This is a genomic window from Streptomyces sp. NPDC006624, from assembly GCF_040611555.1.
In the GTDB taxonomy this organism is placed as follows: domain Bacteria; phylum Actinomycetota; class Actinomycetes; order Streptomycetales; family Streptomycetaceae; genus Streptomyces.
In genome coordinates, this window is record NZ_JBEXOM010000042.1 from 1 (window position 1) to 16,502 (window position 16,502).

Here is a 16,502-nt window from a genome sequence, read left to right on the forward strand (position 1 = left end):
CCAGGTGCCCCTCTCCGGGGTCCGTGACAACCCCGACCATCTGCGGCAGCTGGAGAACTGGCTGCGCTCCTACCGGCCCGAGGAACTGTTCGACGCCGAGGGCCGCCCGGTCGCGGACGTCCTCGCCTGTGTCCCCGAGGGCACCAGGCGGCTCGGCGCCACCCCGCACGCCAACGGCGGACTGCTCGTGCGGGACCTGCCGATGCCGTCCCTGGACGACTTCGCCGTCCCCGTCGACAAGCCGGGCACGACGACGCACGAGCCCACCCGCGTCCTCGGCGACCTCCTCGCCCGGGTCATGCGGGACACCGCCGAACGGCGCGACTTCCGGCTGGTCGGCCCGGACGAGACCGCCTCCAACCGGCTCCAGGCCGTCTTCGAGGCCAGCGGCAAGGCCTGGCAGGCGGAGACCCTGCCCGTCGACGAGCACCTGGACCGGCACGGCCGGGTGATGGAGATCCTCTCCGAGCACCTCTGCCAGGGCTGGCTGGAGGGCTATCTCCTGACCGGACGGCACGGGCTGTTCTCCTGCTACGAGGCGTTCGTGCACATCGTCGACTCGATGGTCAACCAGCACATCAAGTGGCTGCGCGTCACCCGCCGTCTGCCGTGGCGGGCGCCCATCGCCTCCCTCAACTACCTGCTGACCTCCCACGTCTGGCGGCAGGACCACAACGGCTTCTCGCACCAGGACCCCGGCTTCGTCGACCACGTGCTCAACAAGAGCCCCGAGGTGGTGCGGGTCTATCTGCCGCCGGACGCCAACACCCTGCTGTCGGTCGCGGACCACGCCCTGCGCAGCCGCGACTACGTCAACGTCATCGTGGCCGGCAAACAACCCTGCTTCGACTGGCTGTCGATGGACGAGGCCCGGGTGCACTGCGCCCGCGGCGCCGGGATCTGGGAATGGGCCGGCACCGAGGACGGCACCGAGCCCGACGTCGTCCTGGCCTGCGCCGGGGACGTCCCCACCCAGGAGACCCTGGCGGCGGCGCACCTGCTCCGGCGGCACCTGCCCGAGCTGTCGGTCCGGGTGGTGAACGTCGTCGACCTGGCCCGGCTGCTGCCCCGGGAGGAGCACCCGCACGGCATGGGCGACTTCGCGTACGACGGCCTGTTCACCACGGACAAGCCGGTCATCTTCGCCTACCACGGCTACCCGTGGCTCATCCACCGCCTGGCCTACCGCCGCACCGGCCACAAGAACCTGCACGTGCGCGGCTACAAGGAGGCCGGCACCACGACCACGCCGTTCGACATGGTGGTCCGCAACGACCTCGACCGCTACCGCCTGGTCATGGACGTCATCGACCGCGTCCCGGGACTCGCGGTGCGCGCCACGGCCCTGCGCCAGATGATGGCCGACACCCGCACCCGCCACCACGCCTGGATCCGCGAGCACGGCACCGACCTGCCCGAGGTCGCCGAGTGGAGCTGGAACGCCTGAGCCGCGAGGGACGTCTCAGCAGCCGGTAGGCTTCCCGTGCCCGCAGGGAAGCTCAGGGAAAGGAACCGGCGTTGCACGTCCAGGAGTGGCTCGAAACCGTACCCGCGGTGGCTGTCTACGCGCTGGTGGGGCTGGTCATCGGCCTGGAAAGCCTGGGCATCCCGCTGCCGGGGGAGATCATCCTGGTCTCGTCCGCGCTGCTGGCCTCCCAGCACGGTGACATCGACCCGGTCGTCCTCGGCGCCAGCGCCACGGCCGGCGCGATCATCGGCGACTCCATCGGTTACGCGATCGGCCGCAGGGGAGGCCGGCCCCTGCTGGCCTGGCTCGGCACGAAGTTCCCCAAGCACTTCAGCGAGGGCCACATCGCCACCGCCGAGCGCTCCTTCGAGAAGTGGGGCATGTGGGCCGTCTTCTTCGGCCGCTTCGTCGCCCTGCTGCGCATCTTCGCGGGCCCGCTCGCCGGCGTCCTGCGCATGCCGTACTGGAAGTTCCTCGTCGCCAACGTCTTCGGCGGCATCCTCTGGGCCGGCGGCACGACGGCGGTCATCTACTACGTCGGCATCGTCGCGGAGTCCTGGCTGAAGCGCTTCTCGTGGCTGGGCCTGGTGGCGGCGGTCCTGGTGGGCCTGACGTCCATGCTGGTGATCAAGCGCAAGGCGAAGCAGGCCCAGCCGGTGGCCGCCGCGGAGTAGCCCGGCACGGGGGCTACGCGTGCACCTCGCGGTGCGCCTTCGCCAGCTCGGCGTACATCGTGCCGTTGAGGGTGATGCCCTGCCGCTCCTCCTCCGTCAGCGGGCGCTTGACCTTGGCCGGCACACCCGCGACGAGGGACCCGGGCGGCACCTCCATCCCCTGCGGCACCAGCGCCTGGGCGGCGACCAGGGAGCCGGCCCCGATCACCGCCCCGTTCAGCACCGTCGCACCCATGCCGACCAGGCAGTCGTCCTCGACGGTCGCGCCGTGCACCACCGCGTTGTGCCCGATGCTCACCCGCTCACCCACCCGCACGGGAAACCCCGGGTCGGCGTGGAGCGTGCAGTTGTCCTGGACGTTGCTGTCGGCGCCCACGGTGATCGACTCCACGTCCCCGCGCAGCACCGCGCCATACCAGACGCTCGCCCCCGGGCTCAGCGTGACGCCCCCGATCACCGACGCGGTCGGCGCCACGAACGCCGTGCCGTCGATCTCCGGCTCCCGGCCGCCGATCCCCGTGATCATGGCCCGCTGACCCATGTCCGCCTCCAGACGTCGTAGACACCGCGCACACCGTACGCCACCCGGTGGGGCGAAGATCACAGGCCTCCGGCGCCGCGGGGTGAGCGGCCGCTGAGTACCGTGAGCGGGTGCCCAAGCGCAAGAACACGTTCTCATCCTGGCGGCGCGGCCTCGCGCAGCGCGCCGTCCATGCGGGCTGGGCCTGGGTACAGCGGACCGGCTCCGTCACCGCCGAGCACCCCGGGCGCTACCGGTTCGGCGCGATGGGAACGGGTACCAGGCTCGCCTTCCCGCTCGGCACTGTCTTCGGCGAGCCCTGGATCCATGTCGGCGCCCACTGCATCGTCGGCGAACAGGTCACGCTCACCGCGGGCCTGATGCCCGACCTCGACCTCGGCCCGGACCCGATCCTGCGCATCGGCGACGGCGTCGTCCTGGGCCGCGGCAGCCACGTCATAGCGGACACGACCGTCACGATCGGCAGCGACTGCTACTTCGGCCCGTACGTCTACGTGACGTCCACGAACCACTCCTACGACGATCCGCACGAGCCGATCGGCAGGCAGTGGCCGCGGATGGAGCCGGTGGAGATCGGGCCCGGCTGCTGGATCGGCACCGGGGCGGTGATCCTGCCGGGCGCCCGCATCGGGCGGAACGTGGTGGTCGCCGCGGGCGCGGTGGTCCGGGGCACGGTGCCCGACCACGCCGTGGTGGCGGGCGCCCCGGCCCGCGTCGTACGGCGCTGGACTCCCGCCGACGGCTGGCAGCCGCCCCTGCGCACCCCGGCGCCGGTGCCCATACCGGAGGGCGTCACGCCCGAGCAGCTGCGGGCCCTGTCCGGACTGGACGAGGAGGCGGCCGCCCGCTTGGCGGAGCTGGACGAGCAGGCCGCGGCCGGGCTGGAACTGGAGCCGGAGTCCTGAGCCCGCGGGCTCAGCCCGACGCGAGCAGCACCGTCCCCACCAGGGCCAGGCCCGCGCCCGCGGCCTGTACCGCCCGCAGCCGTTCGCGCAGCACACCGCGCGCCGCCACGGCCGTCACCACCGGGTAGAGGGAGGCCAGCACGGCCGCCACCGTCACCGGGCCCTGCTGCGCGGCGATGGAGTACGTGCCGTTCGCGGCGACGTCCGCGAGACCGACGAAGGCCAGAGCCGGCAGAGAGCGCCAGGGGAAGCCGTCCGCCGGAAGGGCGCGAGCCCCGCGGCGCACCGAGACGTACAGCGCCACCCCGCCGGCCGCGACGTTCGTCACCCGCTGCACGAACAGCGCGAGGAACAGCCCCGTGAGTGTGCTCGACGCCTCGGCGATCAGGGCCATCACCGCGCCGAACCCGAACGCCGCGACCAGCGTCAGGGCGATGGCCCGACGCTGGACGGGCGCGCCGCGCAGCTGCGGACCGCCGGCCAGGCACACCCCGGCGACGGCGACCAGGATGCCGGCGAACTGGAGCAGGCCGGGGCGCTCGCCCAGCAGCAGGCCCACCCCGACCGGCACGGCCACGCCGATCGAGCCCAGCGGCGAGACCACCCCCATCGGGCCCAGCGCCAGCGCCTTGTAGAAGGCCAGCATCGCCACCGGCCCGACCAGGCCGGCCGCCACGGCGAACCACAGCTGCGGGCCCGCCTCGCTCCAGCCGCCGGTCGCCACGACGACCGCGCCGAGCACGGCCACCGCGATCGACTGGGAGACCACGACCACCGTGAGGGCAGGGGTGCGGCGGGTCAGCAGGCCGCCGCCGAAGTCGGCCAGTCCCCACAGCAGGCTGGTGGCCAGGGCGAAGAGCGCTGTCATGGGGCGGAGGCCTCGCAGTACAGTTCGGTGAACGATCAGGTCAACCCCAGCATAGTGCACTCTGTTGTGCTGTGACATACAAAATATTGGACGGAACGTGTCGGACCTCGAGCTGCTGACCCAGTCCCTGGCGCGCAGCGTCAAGCACTGGCGCGCGGTGCGCGGCTTCACCCTGGACGTGCTGGCCGCCCGGGCCGGAGTCAGCCGGGGCATGCTCATCCAGATCGAGCAGGCCCGCACCAACCCCAGCCTCGGCACCGTCGTCAAGATCGGCGACGCGCTCGGCGTCAGCATCACCACCCTGCTCGAACACGAGCAGAGCCCGAAGGTCCGCGTCGTCCCCGCCGAGCAGGCCGTACGGCTCTGGCACACCGACGCCGGCAGCTACAACCGGCTGCTCGCGGGCACCGAGGCACCCGGCCCGCTGGAGATGTGGGACTGGCGGCTGATGCCCGGTGAGAGCAGCCCCTCGGACCCGCACCCCGCCGGCACCACCGAACTGCTCCACGTCACGGCCGGGGAGCTGACGCTCACCGTCGACGGCGTCGAGCACCGCGTACCGGCGGGCGCCAGCGTCCACTTCGAGGCGAGCGTCCCGCACACCTACGGCAACAGCGGTGACGTGCCGATGGAGATGGTCATGGCCGTGTCGGTGCCGCCCGTGTCCTGAGACGCCCGGGCCGGAAGCGGTCCGCCGTTGTTAGCGTGCGGCCATGCGCGCACCCATCGGACACTTCGACGACGCCCGGCCGGCCCCCGACTGCCTCGGCGAACTCACCCGCCCGGTCGCCGACGCCGTACGCCACTGGCGGGGCGGCGTCCCCGCCGAGCAGATCGTCTACGTGGACACCGACCCGGAGTGGGCCGACACCGCCACCTTCGTCGAGCACTACGGACAGGACCTGCTGGAGCGGTCCGCCAACTGCGTGGTGGTCGCGGGAAAGCGCGGCGGCGGGACCACACTCGCCGCGTGCGTCGTGCTGTCCACCACCCGGGTCGACGTCAACAACGCCGTGCGCCGCCGGCTCGGCGCCCGCAAGGCCTCGTTCGCCCCCATGGACACCGCGACCGGCGAGACCGGCATGGAGTACGGCGGCATCACCCCGCTCGGCCTGCCGGACGGCTGGCCCGTGCTGGTGGACGCCGCCGTGGTCGACCTGCCGTACGTCCTCGTCGGCAGCGGACGCCGGCGCGGCAAGCTGCTGGTCCCCGGCAAGGCCTTCGCGGAACTTCCGGGCGCGGTGGTGCTGGAGGGGCTCGGCATCGCCTGACGAAGATCGCGGACGGGTCCTCACGCCGCCGTGTGGTGCGCCAGCGCCAGATGGGGATCGGCCTCCCCGGGCACCGGCTCCGGGTCGGCGTGCACCAGGGCCGCGGTCAGCCGCGGTACGGCGTGCAGCAGCGCGTGCTCGGCGTCGACGGCGATGCGGTGGGCCTCGCGCACCGTCACGTCGCCGTCCACCACCACCGCCACCTCGGCGCGCAGCCGGTGCCCGATCCAGCGCAGCCGCAGCTCGCCCACCGCGCGCACCCCCGGAACCTCCGCCAGCGCCCGCTCCGCCCGGTCCACGAGGTCCGGGTCCACGGCGTCCAGCACGCGCCGGAACACCTCGCGCGCGGCGTCCCGCAGCACCAGCAGGATCGCCGCCGTGATCGCCAGGCCCACGACCGGGTCGGCCAGGTGCAGGCCGAGGGCCGAGCCACCGGCGCCCAGCAGCACGGCCAGGGACGTGAACCCGTCGGTGCGGGCGTGCAGTCCGTCGGCGACCAAGGCCGCCGAACCGATCGCGCGGCCGACGCGGATGCGGTAGCGGGCCACCCACTCGTTGCCCGCGAAACCCACCAGCGCGGCCACGGCCACGGCGGGGACGTGCGCGACGGGACGCGGGTCGAGGAGGCGGTCGAGCGCCGTCCATCCCGCGAAGGCGGCGGAGGCGGCGATCGTCAGGACGATCACCAGACCCGCCAGGTCCTCGGCCCGCCCGTAGCCGTAGGTGAAGCGGCGGGTGGCCGCCCGGCGCCCCAGGACGAAGGCGATGCCCAGCGGCACCGCGGTCAGCGCGTCGGCGGTGTTGTGGACGGTGTCCCCGAGCAGCGCCACCGAGCCGGAGGCGGCCACCACGAACGCCTGCGCGAGCGCCGTCACGCCGAGCACCGCGAGCGAGACCCACAGCGCCCGCATCCCGCGGGCCGAGGACTCCAGGGCGGAGTCGACCTTGTCGGCCGTCTCGTGGGAGTGCGGGGTGAGGAGGTGGCCCATCCGGTGGCGGAGCCCTCGCATGCCCGCGTGCCCGTGCCTGTGCTCCTGCCCGTGCCCGTGCCTGTGCTCCTGCCCGTGGGGGTGGGTGTGCTCGTGCGGGTCGCTCACAGGGATCCCCTTCCGGTGTGCGCGGGAGTGGACGTACCCCCGCCGTGGCGCCATTATGTGCGTATGAGCGCACGCATGCACCTGTCATCTGCGCACGATGCGCATCCGCGCAGTCCCGGCGAGGAGCAGTTCGCGCTCGCCGCCGAGCTGCTCGCCCTGCTCGGGGACCGGACGCGGCTCGCCCTGCTGCACGCGCTGACCGGGGGAGAGGCCGACGTCACGACGCTGACGGAGGCCTGCGGGGCGGCGCGGCCGGCCGTCAGCCAGCACCTGGCGCGGCTGCGCCTCGCGGGCCTGGTGGACACCCGCAGGGACGGCCGCAGGGTGGTCTACTCACTGCGCGACGGCCATCTGCGCCGGCTCCTGGACGAGGCGCTGAACGTGGCCGACCACCGGCTCAGCGACCGTCCCCCGCACGACTGAGCAGGGCGGGCTCAGTAGCGCGCCGCCGTCCCCAGGTACTGCTCGGCGAAGGCGGCGGCCGCCGTGCGCGACGTGAACAGGCGCCGCAGCCGGGCCTGCGCGGTGCCCGCGCGGAACGGGTCGCCCGCCGCCGTGCCGTGGTACACCTCGGACAGCCACTGCGAGAACTCCTGGTAGTCCCACACCCGCCGCAGGCACGCCTGCGCGTAGCCGGCGAGGCCGCCGTCGTCACCCGTGGTCAGGTGGGCGGCCAGGGCGTCGCCGAGCAGGAAGGCGTCGTGCAGGGCGAGGTTCATGCCCTTGGCGGCGATCGGCGCGACCAGGTGGGCGGCGTCACCGGCGAGGAAGAGCCTGCCGTGCACCATCGGCTCGACCACGTAGTCGTGCATGTCCAGCACGCGCTTCTCGATCAGCCGACCCTCCGTCAGCGGCGCCGCCCCGGCCGCCCCGAGCCGTTCCCGCAGCTCGGCCCAGACCCGTTCGTGCGGCCAGTTCTCCGGGTCGTCTCCCGGCGGGCACTGCAGGTAGTAGCGGGTCACCTGCGGGCTGCGGGGCATCTGCCCGGCGAAGCCGCGCGCATGGCAGCCGAACAGCACGCAGTCGGCGGACGGCGGCGCCTCCGCGAGCAGGGCCAGCCAGCCGATGCCGTAGTCGTGCCGCGCGATGCGCGCCCGCTCCGGCGGCAGGGAGGCCCGGGTCACCCCGCGCGCCCCGTCACAGCCCGCGACGAAGTCGCACTCCACGACCTGCCGTTCACCCGTGCCGGGGCAGCGGTACGACACGGACGGCCGGTCGGTGTCCAGGTCGTGGAGCCGCACGTCCCGGACCCCGAAGCGGATGTCGCCGCCGCGTACGTCGGCGTACTCGCGCACCAGGTCCGTCACCAGCAACGGCTGCGGGTAGACGAAGTGGTGGCTGCCCGTCAGCTCGCCGTACGCGAACCGGTAGCGCTCCCCGTCGAAGCGGAACTCGCACGCGGAGTGCAGCTCCGCGCGGTCCAGCAGGTTCCGGGCCAGGCCCCGCTTCTCCAGGCCGCGCACGGCCCACTCCTCGATGACCCCGGCGCGGGGCCGCCGCTCGATGAACTCCCGGGTCTCCGTCTCCAGCACCAGGCAGTCCACCGAGGCCGCCCGCAGGATGTTGCCGACCGTCAGACCGGCGGGGCCGGCGCCCACGACGACGACCGGGAAACGCTGCGGGGCACCGGAGTTCGCGGACGCGGAGGCACGGGTCATGCGCTCATTATGGAGGCGGCGGCGCGTGCGCGGGCGGTGCCGGCTACCGGGCGCGGCGCTACGGGAGCCGGGGGATCTCGATCGCCGGGCAGCGGTCCATCACCATCTCCAGGCCGGCCGCGCGGGCCCGCTCGTACGCCGCCTCGTCGACGACGCCGAGCTGGAACCAGAGTCCCTTCGCGCCCTTGGCGACGGCCTCGTCGGCGACCGCACCGGCCAGGTCGCTGTTCACGAACACGTCCACGACGTCCACGTCGAAGGGGATGTCCGCGAGGCTCGCGTACCCCTGCTCGCCGTGCACCGTCTCCGCCTTCGGGTGCACGGGCACGACCCGCTTGCCGAAGCGCTGGAGTACGGCCGCGACGCCGTACGCCGCGCGCTGCCGGTTCGACGACAGGCCCACCACCGCCCAGGTGTCGCCCAGCTCGGTGAGGATCCTGCGGACCGTTGCCTCGTCGCCGTACACCGGAACCTCCTGGGAAAGTCGTGGAATCGCCGTCCGCCACAAAGCGGTCGTCCGGACAACCCCGCACGGCGCGCGGTGATTCCCCGGAACCCCTCCGTGATAGCTTGCCGAGGCCAGTCGAACCCATGTACGTGGGTCAGGGAATCCGGTGGGAATCCGGAACTGACGCGCAGCGGTGAGGGGGACGGGCGGGGCCTCGGCCACTGGACGGTTCGTGTGACGTCCGGGAAGGCGCCCCGTACCGGACGAACCCGAGTCCGAAGACCTGCTGGCGGCCCCCGCGGCCGGAGCGCGGCGGGGGAGCACCGTACGACCGGGCTCCGCGACCGAGCCCTCGACGCCTGAGGACGAATTCCCCGTGCCCCTCATCCGACCCGTCCGCGCCGCCGTGCTGCTCACGGCCGGCTCCCTGCTCCTGACCGGCTGCGGCGGCACCGCCGCCCCCGCCGCCGGGGCCACCGCCACCCTCGCCAACTGCGGCCACGAGGTCCGCGTGCCCGCCCCGCCCCGGCGCGCCGTCTCCCTCAACCAGGGCACCACCGAGATCCTGCTCTCCCTCGGCCTCGCCGACCGCCTCGCGGGCACGGCCACCTGGACCGACCCCGTGATGAAGGGGCTGGAGAAGGCCAACGCGAAGGTGCCGCGGATCGCCGACGACAACCCCTCCTTCGAGCGGGTCCTGGACGAGGAGCCCGACTTCGTCGCCGCCTCATTCGTCTCCACCCTCGGCAAGGGCGGCGTCGCCACCCGCGAGCAGTTCGACAAGCTCGGCGTCCCCACCTACGTCTCCCCGTCCGACTGCGCCGGCAAGGACAACTCCACGGGCGGCGACGGCTCCCGCGCCGAGGCCCTCGGCATCGACACCGTCTACGGCGAAGTACGCGACCTGGCCACCGTGTTCGGGGTGGAACAGCGCGGAGAGGAACTCGTCGCCTCGCTCCGGCAGCGCATGCGGAAGGCCACCGCCGGCCTGGACGCCTCCGACGTCACCCTCCTGTACTGGTTCGCCAACTCCGAGTCGCCCTACATGGCGGGCTGCTGCGGAGCGCCCGGCATCATCACCCGGGCCGTCGGCGCGCGGAACGTCTTCGACGACACCCACGACGAGTGGCCGCAGATCAACTGGGAGACGGTCGCCGACCGCGACCCGGACGTCCTCGTCATCGGCGACCTGACCCGCAGGTCGCAGACCGCCGAGTCGGCCGCGAAGAAGATCGCCTTCCTGGAGTCCAACCGGGTCACCCGCACCATGGACGCGGTCCGGCACAAGCGGTACGTGCTGCTCAGCGGGCAGGCCATGAACCCGACCATCCGCACGGTCGAGGGCGTGGAGGAAGTCGCCGCCGGACTGCGCGAGTTCGGGCTGGTGAAGTGACCGCCCGGGAGCTGACCGCGGCGGATGAGGAAGCGGCCGGGGCGCGCACCCGGCGCGGGGCCGGGCTCGCTCTGGGCACGGCCGGGGCCGTCGCCCTCGCCGCCTCCGTCGCGGTGGCCATCACCATCGGCCCCGCCGACATCCGGGTCGCCGACGTGTGGTCCGTCGTCGCCGCGCACCTCGGCCTCGGCGGCTCGGAGCTGACGCCGATCCGGGACGGCATCGTCTGGCAGTTGCGGCTGCCGCGCACGCTGCTCGCGGCCGTGTGCGGGGCCGGGCTCGCCGTGTGCGGGGCGGTGATGCAGTCCCTGCTGCGCAATCCGCTCGCCGATCCGTTCGTGCTCGGGGTGTCCTCGGGCGCCTCCACCGGCGCCGTCGTCGTGGTGGTGCTGGGCGTCGGAGGCGGGGCCTTACCGGTGTCCGCGGGCGCGTTCGCGGGGGCCCTCGTGTCCTTCGCCCTGGTGCTGCTGCTCAGCCACACCCTCGGGGGCACCACCGACCGGGTGGTCCTCGCCGGGGTCGCCGCCATGCAGCTCTTCTCCGCGCTCACCTCCTTCGTCGTGATGACCTCCGCCGACGCCGAGACCACCCGGGGCGTGCTGTTCTGGCTCCTCGGCTCGCTCGGCGGCGCGGGCTGGACCGACGTGTGGCTGTGCCTGGCCGTGCTGGCCGTGGCGCTGGTGGTGTGCCTGGCGTACGCCCGTACCCTCGACGCCTTCGCCTTCGGGCAGGACGCGGCCGCCGCGCTCGGGGTGGCGGTGGCCCGCACCCGCCTGGTGCTGCTGTGCGTCACCGCGCTGCTCACGGCCGCGCTGGTCAGCTCCGCCGGGGCGATCGGCTTCGTGGGGCTGGTCCTGCCGCACGCCGCCCGGGCCCTGGCCGGTCCCGGCCACGCCCGGCTGCTGCCGGTCACGGCCCTGGCCGGCGCGGTGTTCCTGGTGTGGGTGGACACCCTCGCCCGGACGGCCCTGGAACCGCAGGAGATCCCGGTGGGCGTCATGACGTCGCTGATCGGGGTGCCGGCCTTCGTGGCGGTGCTGTACCGGACGCGGAGGGTGCGGTGAGCGGGGCGGGGGCGGCCGCGGGCGGGGACGGGCTGCGGGCCGACCGGGTCTCCCGGCGCACCGACGGGCGCCTCGTCCTGGACGACGTCGTCCTCGCGCCCGAGACCGGCTCCACCGTCGGGGTCCTCGGCCCGAACGGCTCCGGCAAGTCCACGCTGCTGCGGCTGCTGGCCGGGCTGCTCGCACCGACCGCCGGAGTCGTCACCCTCGACGGCAGCCCGCTCGCCGGCCTGCCCCGCAGGACCGTCGCCCGCCGGCTCGCCGTGGTCGAGCAACAGGTCGACACACAGGTCGAGCTGACGGTGCTGGACGTCGTACGGCTGGGCCGCGTCCCGCACCGGCGGGCCTGGACGCCCGCCTCGGCGGACGATGACCGCGCCGTGCGCGCCGCCCTGGAGCGCACCGGTCTCGCCGACCGGGCCGGGCAGCGCTGGCACACCCTGTCGGGCGGTGAGCGCCAGCGCGTGCAGATCGCCCGCGCGCTCGCCCAGGAACCCCGCGAGCTCCTCCTGGACGAGCCGACCAACCACCTCGACATCCACCACCAGCTGGACCTGCTCACCCTCGTCACGGGCCTGCCGGTCACCACCGTCGTCGCGCTGCACGATCTCAACCTCGCGGCGATGTACTGCGACCGCGTCGTCGTGCTGCGCGCCGGACGGGTCGTGGCGGGCGGCACACCGGCCGAGATCCTCACCGAGCGGCTCATCGCCGAGGTGTACGGGGTGCGGGCGGACGTCCGGCGCGAGGGTGCCGGGGGACGGCCCCACGTACGGTTCCTGGGGACGCTCGGCTGACGGGCCGCCTGGCCCCTGACGGAGCGCCAGGGGGCAGGCGGATCCCGCCGAGGTCGCCGGGGCAAGGGGAGGGCGGGTCCCCAGAGGTGGCTGGGATGCCGGGGAGGGCGGGTCCCCAGAGATGGCCGGGATGCCGGGGGCAGGCGGATCCCGCCGAGGTGGCCGGGACGCGCCCGGCCCGCCTGCGCGTACGCGCCCGGCCGCCTAGGCTCGCCTCGTGCTGCGCATCATCGACGCCCGTACCGGCGAGCCGGCCGACGCCGTCCCGGCCCGCCGGGCCCTGACGCGTGTCGTGGTGCACGCGCCCGGCTCCGACCTGACGAGCCTGCGCGTGCTGCTCGTCGCGGACGTCCTCGTCCGGACCCTGGAACTCGGCGGCACACCGGTGTGGGCCCTGCTGAGCGGAGGCCGCCGCCAGGCGGAACTGCGGGCGAGCGCCACCGTGCTCGGCATCCGCCCCTTCGAGGACGGCTCCGACGCCGGTGCGGGCCTGGTCGAGGCGCAGGTCATCCACGTGGTGCCGGAGGGGGAGCCGACCGCCGGCGGGGTGCGGATCACGGTCGCGCCGGTGGGCCCCGCAGAGCCCGCGGCACCGGCCGACGGGCCGGGGCACGCGGACGGGCTCCTCGCCCGGTCGGCCGAGCCGGGCGCGGCGGACGTGCGGCCGGACGCCCGGTCGCGCGCGGCGGACGCTCTGCCCCCGGAGGTCCCGGCCGGCACCGGGCCCGCCGTCCTGCGTCTGGCCCTCCTCGCCCGCCACCACAGCGCCCCCGCCGAGCTGGAGGCGGCTCTCCTCGACGACGCCCGGGCCACCCTCGCCCGCTGGCGCGCCGCCGTCGCACGCTGGGCCCGCAGCCCCTCCCGGCCGGTTCCGGACGAGGTGCGCGTACGGCTGCGCGACGCCTGGGAGGACGACCTGGACGTGCCGCGGGTGCTGGACGTCCTGCACCATGTGGAGAACGAACCGGCGTTGCCGGACGGCGCCCGCTTCGAGACATTCGCCTACGCCGACCGGCTCCTCGGCCTCGACCTCGCCGCCGACCTGGGATCCCCGCCATGATGGACAGCACCGCAACGGGCCCGCTGCGCCGCCTGGTCGTGCTGCGGCACGCCAAGGCCGCCTGGCCCGGGGACGTCGCCGACCACGAACGACACCTCTCCCCGCGCGGCCGCCGGGACGCCCCCGCGGCCGGGCGGGCCCTGGCCGAGGCCGACTGCCTCCCGGACCTCGCGCTGTGCTCCACCGCGCTGCGCGCCCGCCAGACCTGGGAGCTGGCCGCCGCCCAGTGGGGCACGCCCCCGCCCGTCCGCCACGACCGGCGCCTGTACGCCGCCGGTCCCTCGGGCCTGCTCTCCGTGGTGCGCGAGACCCCGGCCGAGGTGGAGACACTGCTGCTGATCGGGCACAACCCCGGCCTGGAGGACCTGGTCCTCGCGCTGGCGGGCGAGGGCCTCGACGACACCCTGGAGCGGGTCCGCACCAAGTTCCCCACCTCGGCGATCGCCGTCCTGTCCTGGCACGGCCCGGCCTGGCAGGCCCTCGCCCCCGGCACCGCGCTGCTCACGTCCGTGACCGTGCCCCGGGGCGCGAAGAAGGAGCACCGCCGGCACGCATAGGCTGGCCGGATGCAGGACGAATACCGCACGGTCGCCCGGGCGGGCGTACACGAGACCGAGGTCAACCGCTCCCGCTTCCTGTGCGCCCTCGCCCCGGCGGCCACCGAGCGGGAGGCCCAGGAGTTCATCGCCTCGGTCCGCCGGGAGCACGCCGACGCGACCCACAACTGCTGGGCCTACGTCATCGGCGCCGACGCCTCCGTGCAGAAGGCGAGCGACGACGGCGAACCCGGCGGCACCGCCGGCGTCCCCATGCTGCAGATGCTGCTGCGCCGGGACATGCGGTACGTCGTCGCCGTCGTCACCCGCTACTTCGGCGGGGTCAAGCTCGGCGCGGGCGGGCTCATCCGGGCCTACGGCGGAGCGGTCGGCGAGGCCCTGGACACCCTCGGCACGCGCACCCGCCGCCGGTTCCGGCTCGCGACCGTCACCGTCGACCACCAGCGGGCCGGAAAGCTGGAGAACGACCTGCGCACCGGTGGGCGCGAGGTGCGGGACGTGCGCTACGGCGAGGCCGTCACGCTGGAGATCGCCCTGCCGGACGCCGACGTGGACGCCTTCCGGGCGTGGCTCGCCGACGCGACCGCCGGGACGGCCGGCTTCGCCCTGGGCGGGGAGGCCTACGGAGACGCCTGACGCCCGGCCTGTCCTCGCGCACTGTGATCCGTTCCACGGCGTACACCCGGACATATCCGGTGAATTGGCGTTCGATGGGCGTGGATGCCGAGGTTCGTGAGGGACCGGGTGCCCGCACGGGTTAGCGTGGTGGGTGCTGACAGCGGGCCGTACCGGCCCGTGCGGGACGTGGAGTGGCCACAGGGGGAGACATGCGGGTCGGAGCGGGGTCTTGAGGCTGCTGCACACGTCCGACTGGCATCTGGGCCGGGCCTTCCACCGGGTGAACATGCTCGGCGCCCAGGCCGAGTTCATCGGCCATCTCGTCACGACCGTGCGCGAGCGGTCCGTGGACGCCGTGGTGGTGTCGGGGGACGTCTACGACCGGGCCGTGCCGCCGCTGGCCGCGGTCGAGCTGTTCGACGACGCCCTGCACCGTCTCGCGGACCTCGGCGTCCCGACGGTGATGATCTCCGGGAACCACGACTCGGCCCGCCGGCTCGGCGTCGGCGCCGGGCTGATCGGGCGGGCCGGGATCCATCTGCGCACCGAGCCGTCGGCGGCCGGCACCCCGGTCGTGCTGGCCGACGCCCACGGCGACGTCGCCTTCTACGGGCTGCCCTACCTCGAACCGGCCCTGGTGAAGGACGAGTTCGGGGTGGACAAGGCCGGGCACGAGGCCGTGCTCGGCGCCGCCATGGACCGCGTGCGCGCCGACCTCGCCACCCGCCCGGACGGCACCCGCTCCGTCGTCCTCGCGCACGCCTTCGTCACCGGCGGCGAACCCAGCGACAGCGAACGGGACATCACCGTCGGCGGCGTCGCCGCCGTACCCGCCGGGGTGTTCGACGGCGTCGACTACGTCGCACTCGGCCATCTGCACGGCTGCCAGACCCTCACCGACCGCGTCCGCTACTCCGGCTCCCCGCTGCCCTACTCCTTCTCCGAGGCCGCCCACCGCAAGAGCATGTGGCTCGTCGACCTCGCCGCCGACGGCACGGTGGCCGCCGAGCGCGTCGACTGCCCGGTCCCGCGCCCCCTGGCCCGGATCCGGGGCACGCTGGAGGAACTGCTCGCCGACCCCGCACTGGCCCGGCACGAGGAGGCGTGGGTCGAGGCGACCCTCACCGACCCGGTCCGCCCGGCCGATCCGATGGCCCGCATCTCCGAGCGCTTCCCGCACACGCTCAGCCTCGTCTTCGACCCCGACCGGGACCGTGAGGAGGCCGAGGTCTCCTACGCCCGCCGTCTCGCCGGACGCAGCGACCAGCAGATCGCCGAGGACTTCGTCGCCCATGTGCGCGGCACCGGACCCGACGCGCACGAACAGGGCGTGCTGCGCGAGGCGTTCGACGCCGTGCGGGCCGACGAGACCCTGCGGGAGGTGGCCCGGTGAGGCTCCACCGGCTCACGGTCACCGCCTTCGGGCCCTTCGGCGGCACCCAGAGCGTCGACTTCGACGACCTGTCGGCGGCCGGGCTGTTCCTGCTGCACGGACCCACCGGCGCGGGCAAGACGTCCGTCCTCGACGCCGTGTGCTACGCCCTGTACGGCTCGGTCCCGGGGGCCCGGCAGGGCACCGGCCAGGGCACGTCCCTGCGCAGCGACCACGCCGCCCCCGCGGTCCGCACCGAGGTCGCCCTCGAACTGACCGTCGCGGGACGCCGCCTGGAGGTCACCCGCCAGCCGCCCTGGGAACGCCCCAAGAAGCGCGGCACCGGCACGACCGTGGACAAGGCCCAGACCTGGCTGCGCGCGTACGACACCGCGGCCGGCACCTGGAAGGACCTCAGCCGCTCCCACCAGGAGATCGGCGAGGAGATCACCCAGCTGCTCGGCATGAGCCGGGAGCAGTTCTGCCAGGTCGTGCTGCTGCCGCAGGGCGACTTCGCGCGGTTCCTGCGCGCCGACGCCGAGGCCCGCGGCAAACTGCTGGGCCGCCTGTTCGACACCCGCCGCTTCGCCGACGTGGAGAAGCGCCTCGCCGAGCGCCGCCGCGCCACCGAGGCCCGGGTCCGCGACGGCGACGCCGACCTGCTCGCCGACGCCCACCGCATGCAGCAGGCCGCCGGCGGCGCCATGGAGC

19 protein-coding genes and 1 riboswitch are annotated in these 16,502 nt (G+C 74.2%); of the genes, 14 read left to right on the plus strand and 5 right to left on the minus strand.

Features of this window, described 5'->3' with window-relative positions; all coding sequences use genetic code 11:
* Both ABZY20_RS36805 and ABZY20_RS36810 read left to right on the plus strand, forming a co-directional pair.
* A partial coding sequence (locus tag ABZY20_RS36805) for a phosphoketolase family protein (RefSeq protein WP_356447833.1) occupies positions 1–1,447 on the plus strand: 1,447 nt, incomplete at its 5' end.
* A gap of 71 nt (positions 1,448–1,518) precedes the next feature.
* Entirely contained in the window at positions 1,519–2,142 is a 624-nt protein-coding gene (locus ABZY20_RS36810; RefSeq protein WP_356447834.1) for a DedA family protein, read from the plus strand.
* Between the two features lie 13 nt (positions 2,143–2,155).
* On the opposite strand, the gene ABZY20_RS36815 is transcribed toward ABZY20_RS36810, so the two are convergent.
* Positions 2,156–2,683 carry a gamma carbonic anhydrase family protein gene (locus ABZY20_RS36815; RefSeq protein WP_356447835.1) on the minus strand — a complete coding sequence of 176 codons (528 nt, stop codon included), beginning with the start codon at positions 2,681–2,683 and terminating at the stop codon, positions 2,156–2,158.
* A gap of 110 nt (positions 2,684–2,793) precedes the next feature.
* On the opposite strand from ABZY20_RS36815, the gene ABZY20_RS36820 reads away from it, so the two are divergent.
* Complete coding sequence (locus tag ABZY20_RS36820) at positions 2,794–3,588, plus strand: acyltransferase (RefSeq protein ID WP_356447837.1); 795 nt, start codon at positions 2,794–2,796, stop codon at positions 3,586–3,588.
* Positions 3,589–3,598: 10 nt separating this feature from the next.
* Here ABZY20_RS36820 and ABZY20_RS36825 read toward each other — a convergent pair whose 3' ends face one another.
* Positions 3,599–4,456 carry a DMT family transporter gene (locus tag ABZY20_RS36825; RefSeq protein ID WP_356447839.1) on the minus strand — a complete coding sequence of 286 codons (858 nt, stop codon included), beginning with the start codon at positions 4,454–4,456 and terminating at the stop codon, positions 3,599–3,601.
* A 97-nt stretch (positions 4,457–4,553) separates the two neighbouring features.
* Here ABZY20_RS36825 and ABZY20_RS36830 point away from each other — a divergent pair, with 97 nt between their 5' ends.
* Positions 4,554–5,126: an XRE family transcriptional regulator gene (locus ABZY20_RS36830; protein WP_356447841.1), complete on the plus strand. Its 573-nt coding sequence runs from the start codon at positions 4,554–4,556 to the stop codon at positions 5,124–5,126.
* Between the two features lie 43 nt (positions 5,127–5,169).
* Complete coding sequence (locus ABZY20_RS36835; protein WP_356447843.1) at positions 5,170–5,727, plus strand: YbaK/EbsC family protein; 558 nt, start codon at positions 5,170–5,172, stop codon at positions 5,725–5,727.
* A 20-nt stretch (positions 5,728–5,747) separates the two neighbouring features.
* Here ABZY20_RS36835 and ABZY20_RS36840 read toward each other — a convergent pair whose 3' ends face one another.
* On the minus strand, positions 5,748–6,824 hold the full coding sequence (locus tag ABZY20_RS36840) for a cation diffusion facilitator family transporter (protein WP_356447845.1): 1,077 nt from the start codon (positions 6,822–6,824) through the stop codon (positions 5,748–5,750).
* A gap of 63 nt (positions 6,825–6,887) precedes the next feature.
* Between ABZY20_RS36840 and ABZY20_RS36845 the strand changes: the two genes are divergently transcribed.
* On the plus strand, positions 6,888–7,247 hold the full coding sequence (locus tag ABZY20_RS36845; protein WP_356447846.1) for a metalloregulator ArsR/SmtB family transcription factor: 360 nt from the start codon (positions 6,888–6,890) through the stop codon (positions 7,245–7,247).
* An 11-nt stretch (positions 7,248–7,258) separates the two neighbouring features.
* Here the strand turns inward: ABZY20_RS36845 and ABZY20_RS36850 are convergent, their stop codons facing one another.
* Positions 7,259–8,482, minus strand: coding sequence for a 4-hydroxybenzoate 3-monooxygenase (locus tag ABZY20_RS36850; RefSeq protein WP_356447848.1), 1,224 nt, complete (start codon positions 8,480–8,482; stop codon positions 7,259–7,261).
* A 58-nt stretch (positions 8,483–8,540) separates the two neighbouring features.
* Positions 8,541–8,948, minus strand: coding sequence for a CoA-binding protein (locus tag ABZY20_RS36855; protein ID WP_356447850.1), 408 nt, complete (start codon positions 8,946–8,948; stop codon positions 8,541–8,543).
* A 97-nt stretch (positions 8,949–9,045) separates the two neighbouring features.
* Positions 9,046–9,236: riboswitch (cobalamin riboswitch) on the plus strand.
* Positions 9,237–9,306: 70 nt separating this feature from the next.
* On the opposite strand from ABZY20_RS36855, the gene ABZY20_RS36860 reads away from it, so the two are divergent.
* The 8 genes from ABZY20_RS36860 to ABZY20_RS36895 form a co-directional block, all read left to right on the plus strand.
* Positions 9,307–10,323, plus strand: a complete 1,017-nt coding sequence (locus ABZY20_RS36860) for an ABC transporter substrate-binding protein (protein ID WP_356447851.1) — start codon at positions 9,307–9,309, stop codon at positions 10,321–10,323.
* A 71-nt stretch (positions 10,324–10,394) separates the two neighbouring features.
* A complete protein-coding gene (locus ABZY20_RS36865; RefSeq protein WP_356447864.1) occupies positions 10,395–11,387 on the plus strand; it encodes an iron chelate uptake ABC transporter family permease subunit in 993 nt (330 codons plus the stop codon).
* Entirely contained in the window at positions 11,384–12,184 is an 801-nt protein-coding gene (locus ABZY20_RS36870) for an ABC transporter ATP-binding protein (RefSeq protein WP_356447853.1), read from the plus strand. Before ABZY20_RS36865 ends, ABZY20_RS36870 begins: the two co-directional genes overlap by 4 nt.
* 217 nt (positions 12,185–12,401) lie before the next feature.
* The gene (locus ABZY20_RS36875) at positions 12,402–13,244 is read left to right on the plus strand and encodes a hypothetical protein (protein WP_356447854.1); all 843 of its coding nucleotides are present in this window, start codon (positions 12,402–12,404) and stop codon (positions 13,242–13,244) included.
* A complete protein-coding gene (locus ABZY20_RS36880) occupies positions 13,241–13,801 on the plus strand; it encodes a histidine phosphatase family protein (RefSeq protein ID WP_356447856.1) in 561 nt (186 codons plus the stop codon). The genes ABZY20_RS36875 and ABZY20_RS36880 overlap by 4 nt, the downstream gene beginning before the upstream one ends.
* Positions 13,802–13,810: 9 nt before the next feature.
* Positions 13,811–14,437 carry a YigZ family protein gene (locus ABZY20_RS36885; protein ID WP_356447858.1) on the plus strand — a complete coding sequence of 209 codons (627 nt, stop codon included), beginning with the start codon at positions 13,811–13,813 and terminating at the stop codon, positions 14,435–14,437.
* Between the two features lie 211 nt (positions 14,438–14,648).
* Positions 14,649–15,812, plus strand: coding sequence for an exonuclease SbcCD subunit D (locus ABZY20_RS36890; protein ID WP_356447860.1), 1,164 nt, complete (start codon positions 14,649–14,651; stop codon positions 15,810–15,812).
* Positions 15,809–16,502: SMC family ATPase (locus ABZY20_RS36895; RefSeq protein ID WP_356447862.1), on the plus strand; the 694-nt coding region annotated here is incomplete at its 3' end. The genes ABZY20_RS36890 and ABZY20_RS36895, both read left to right, overlap by 4 nt.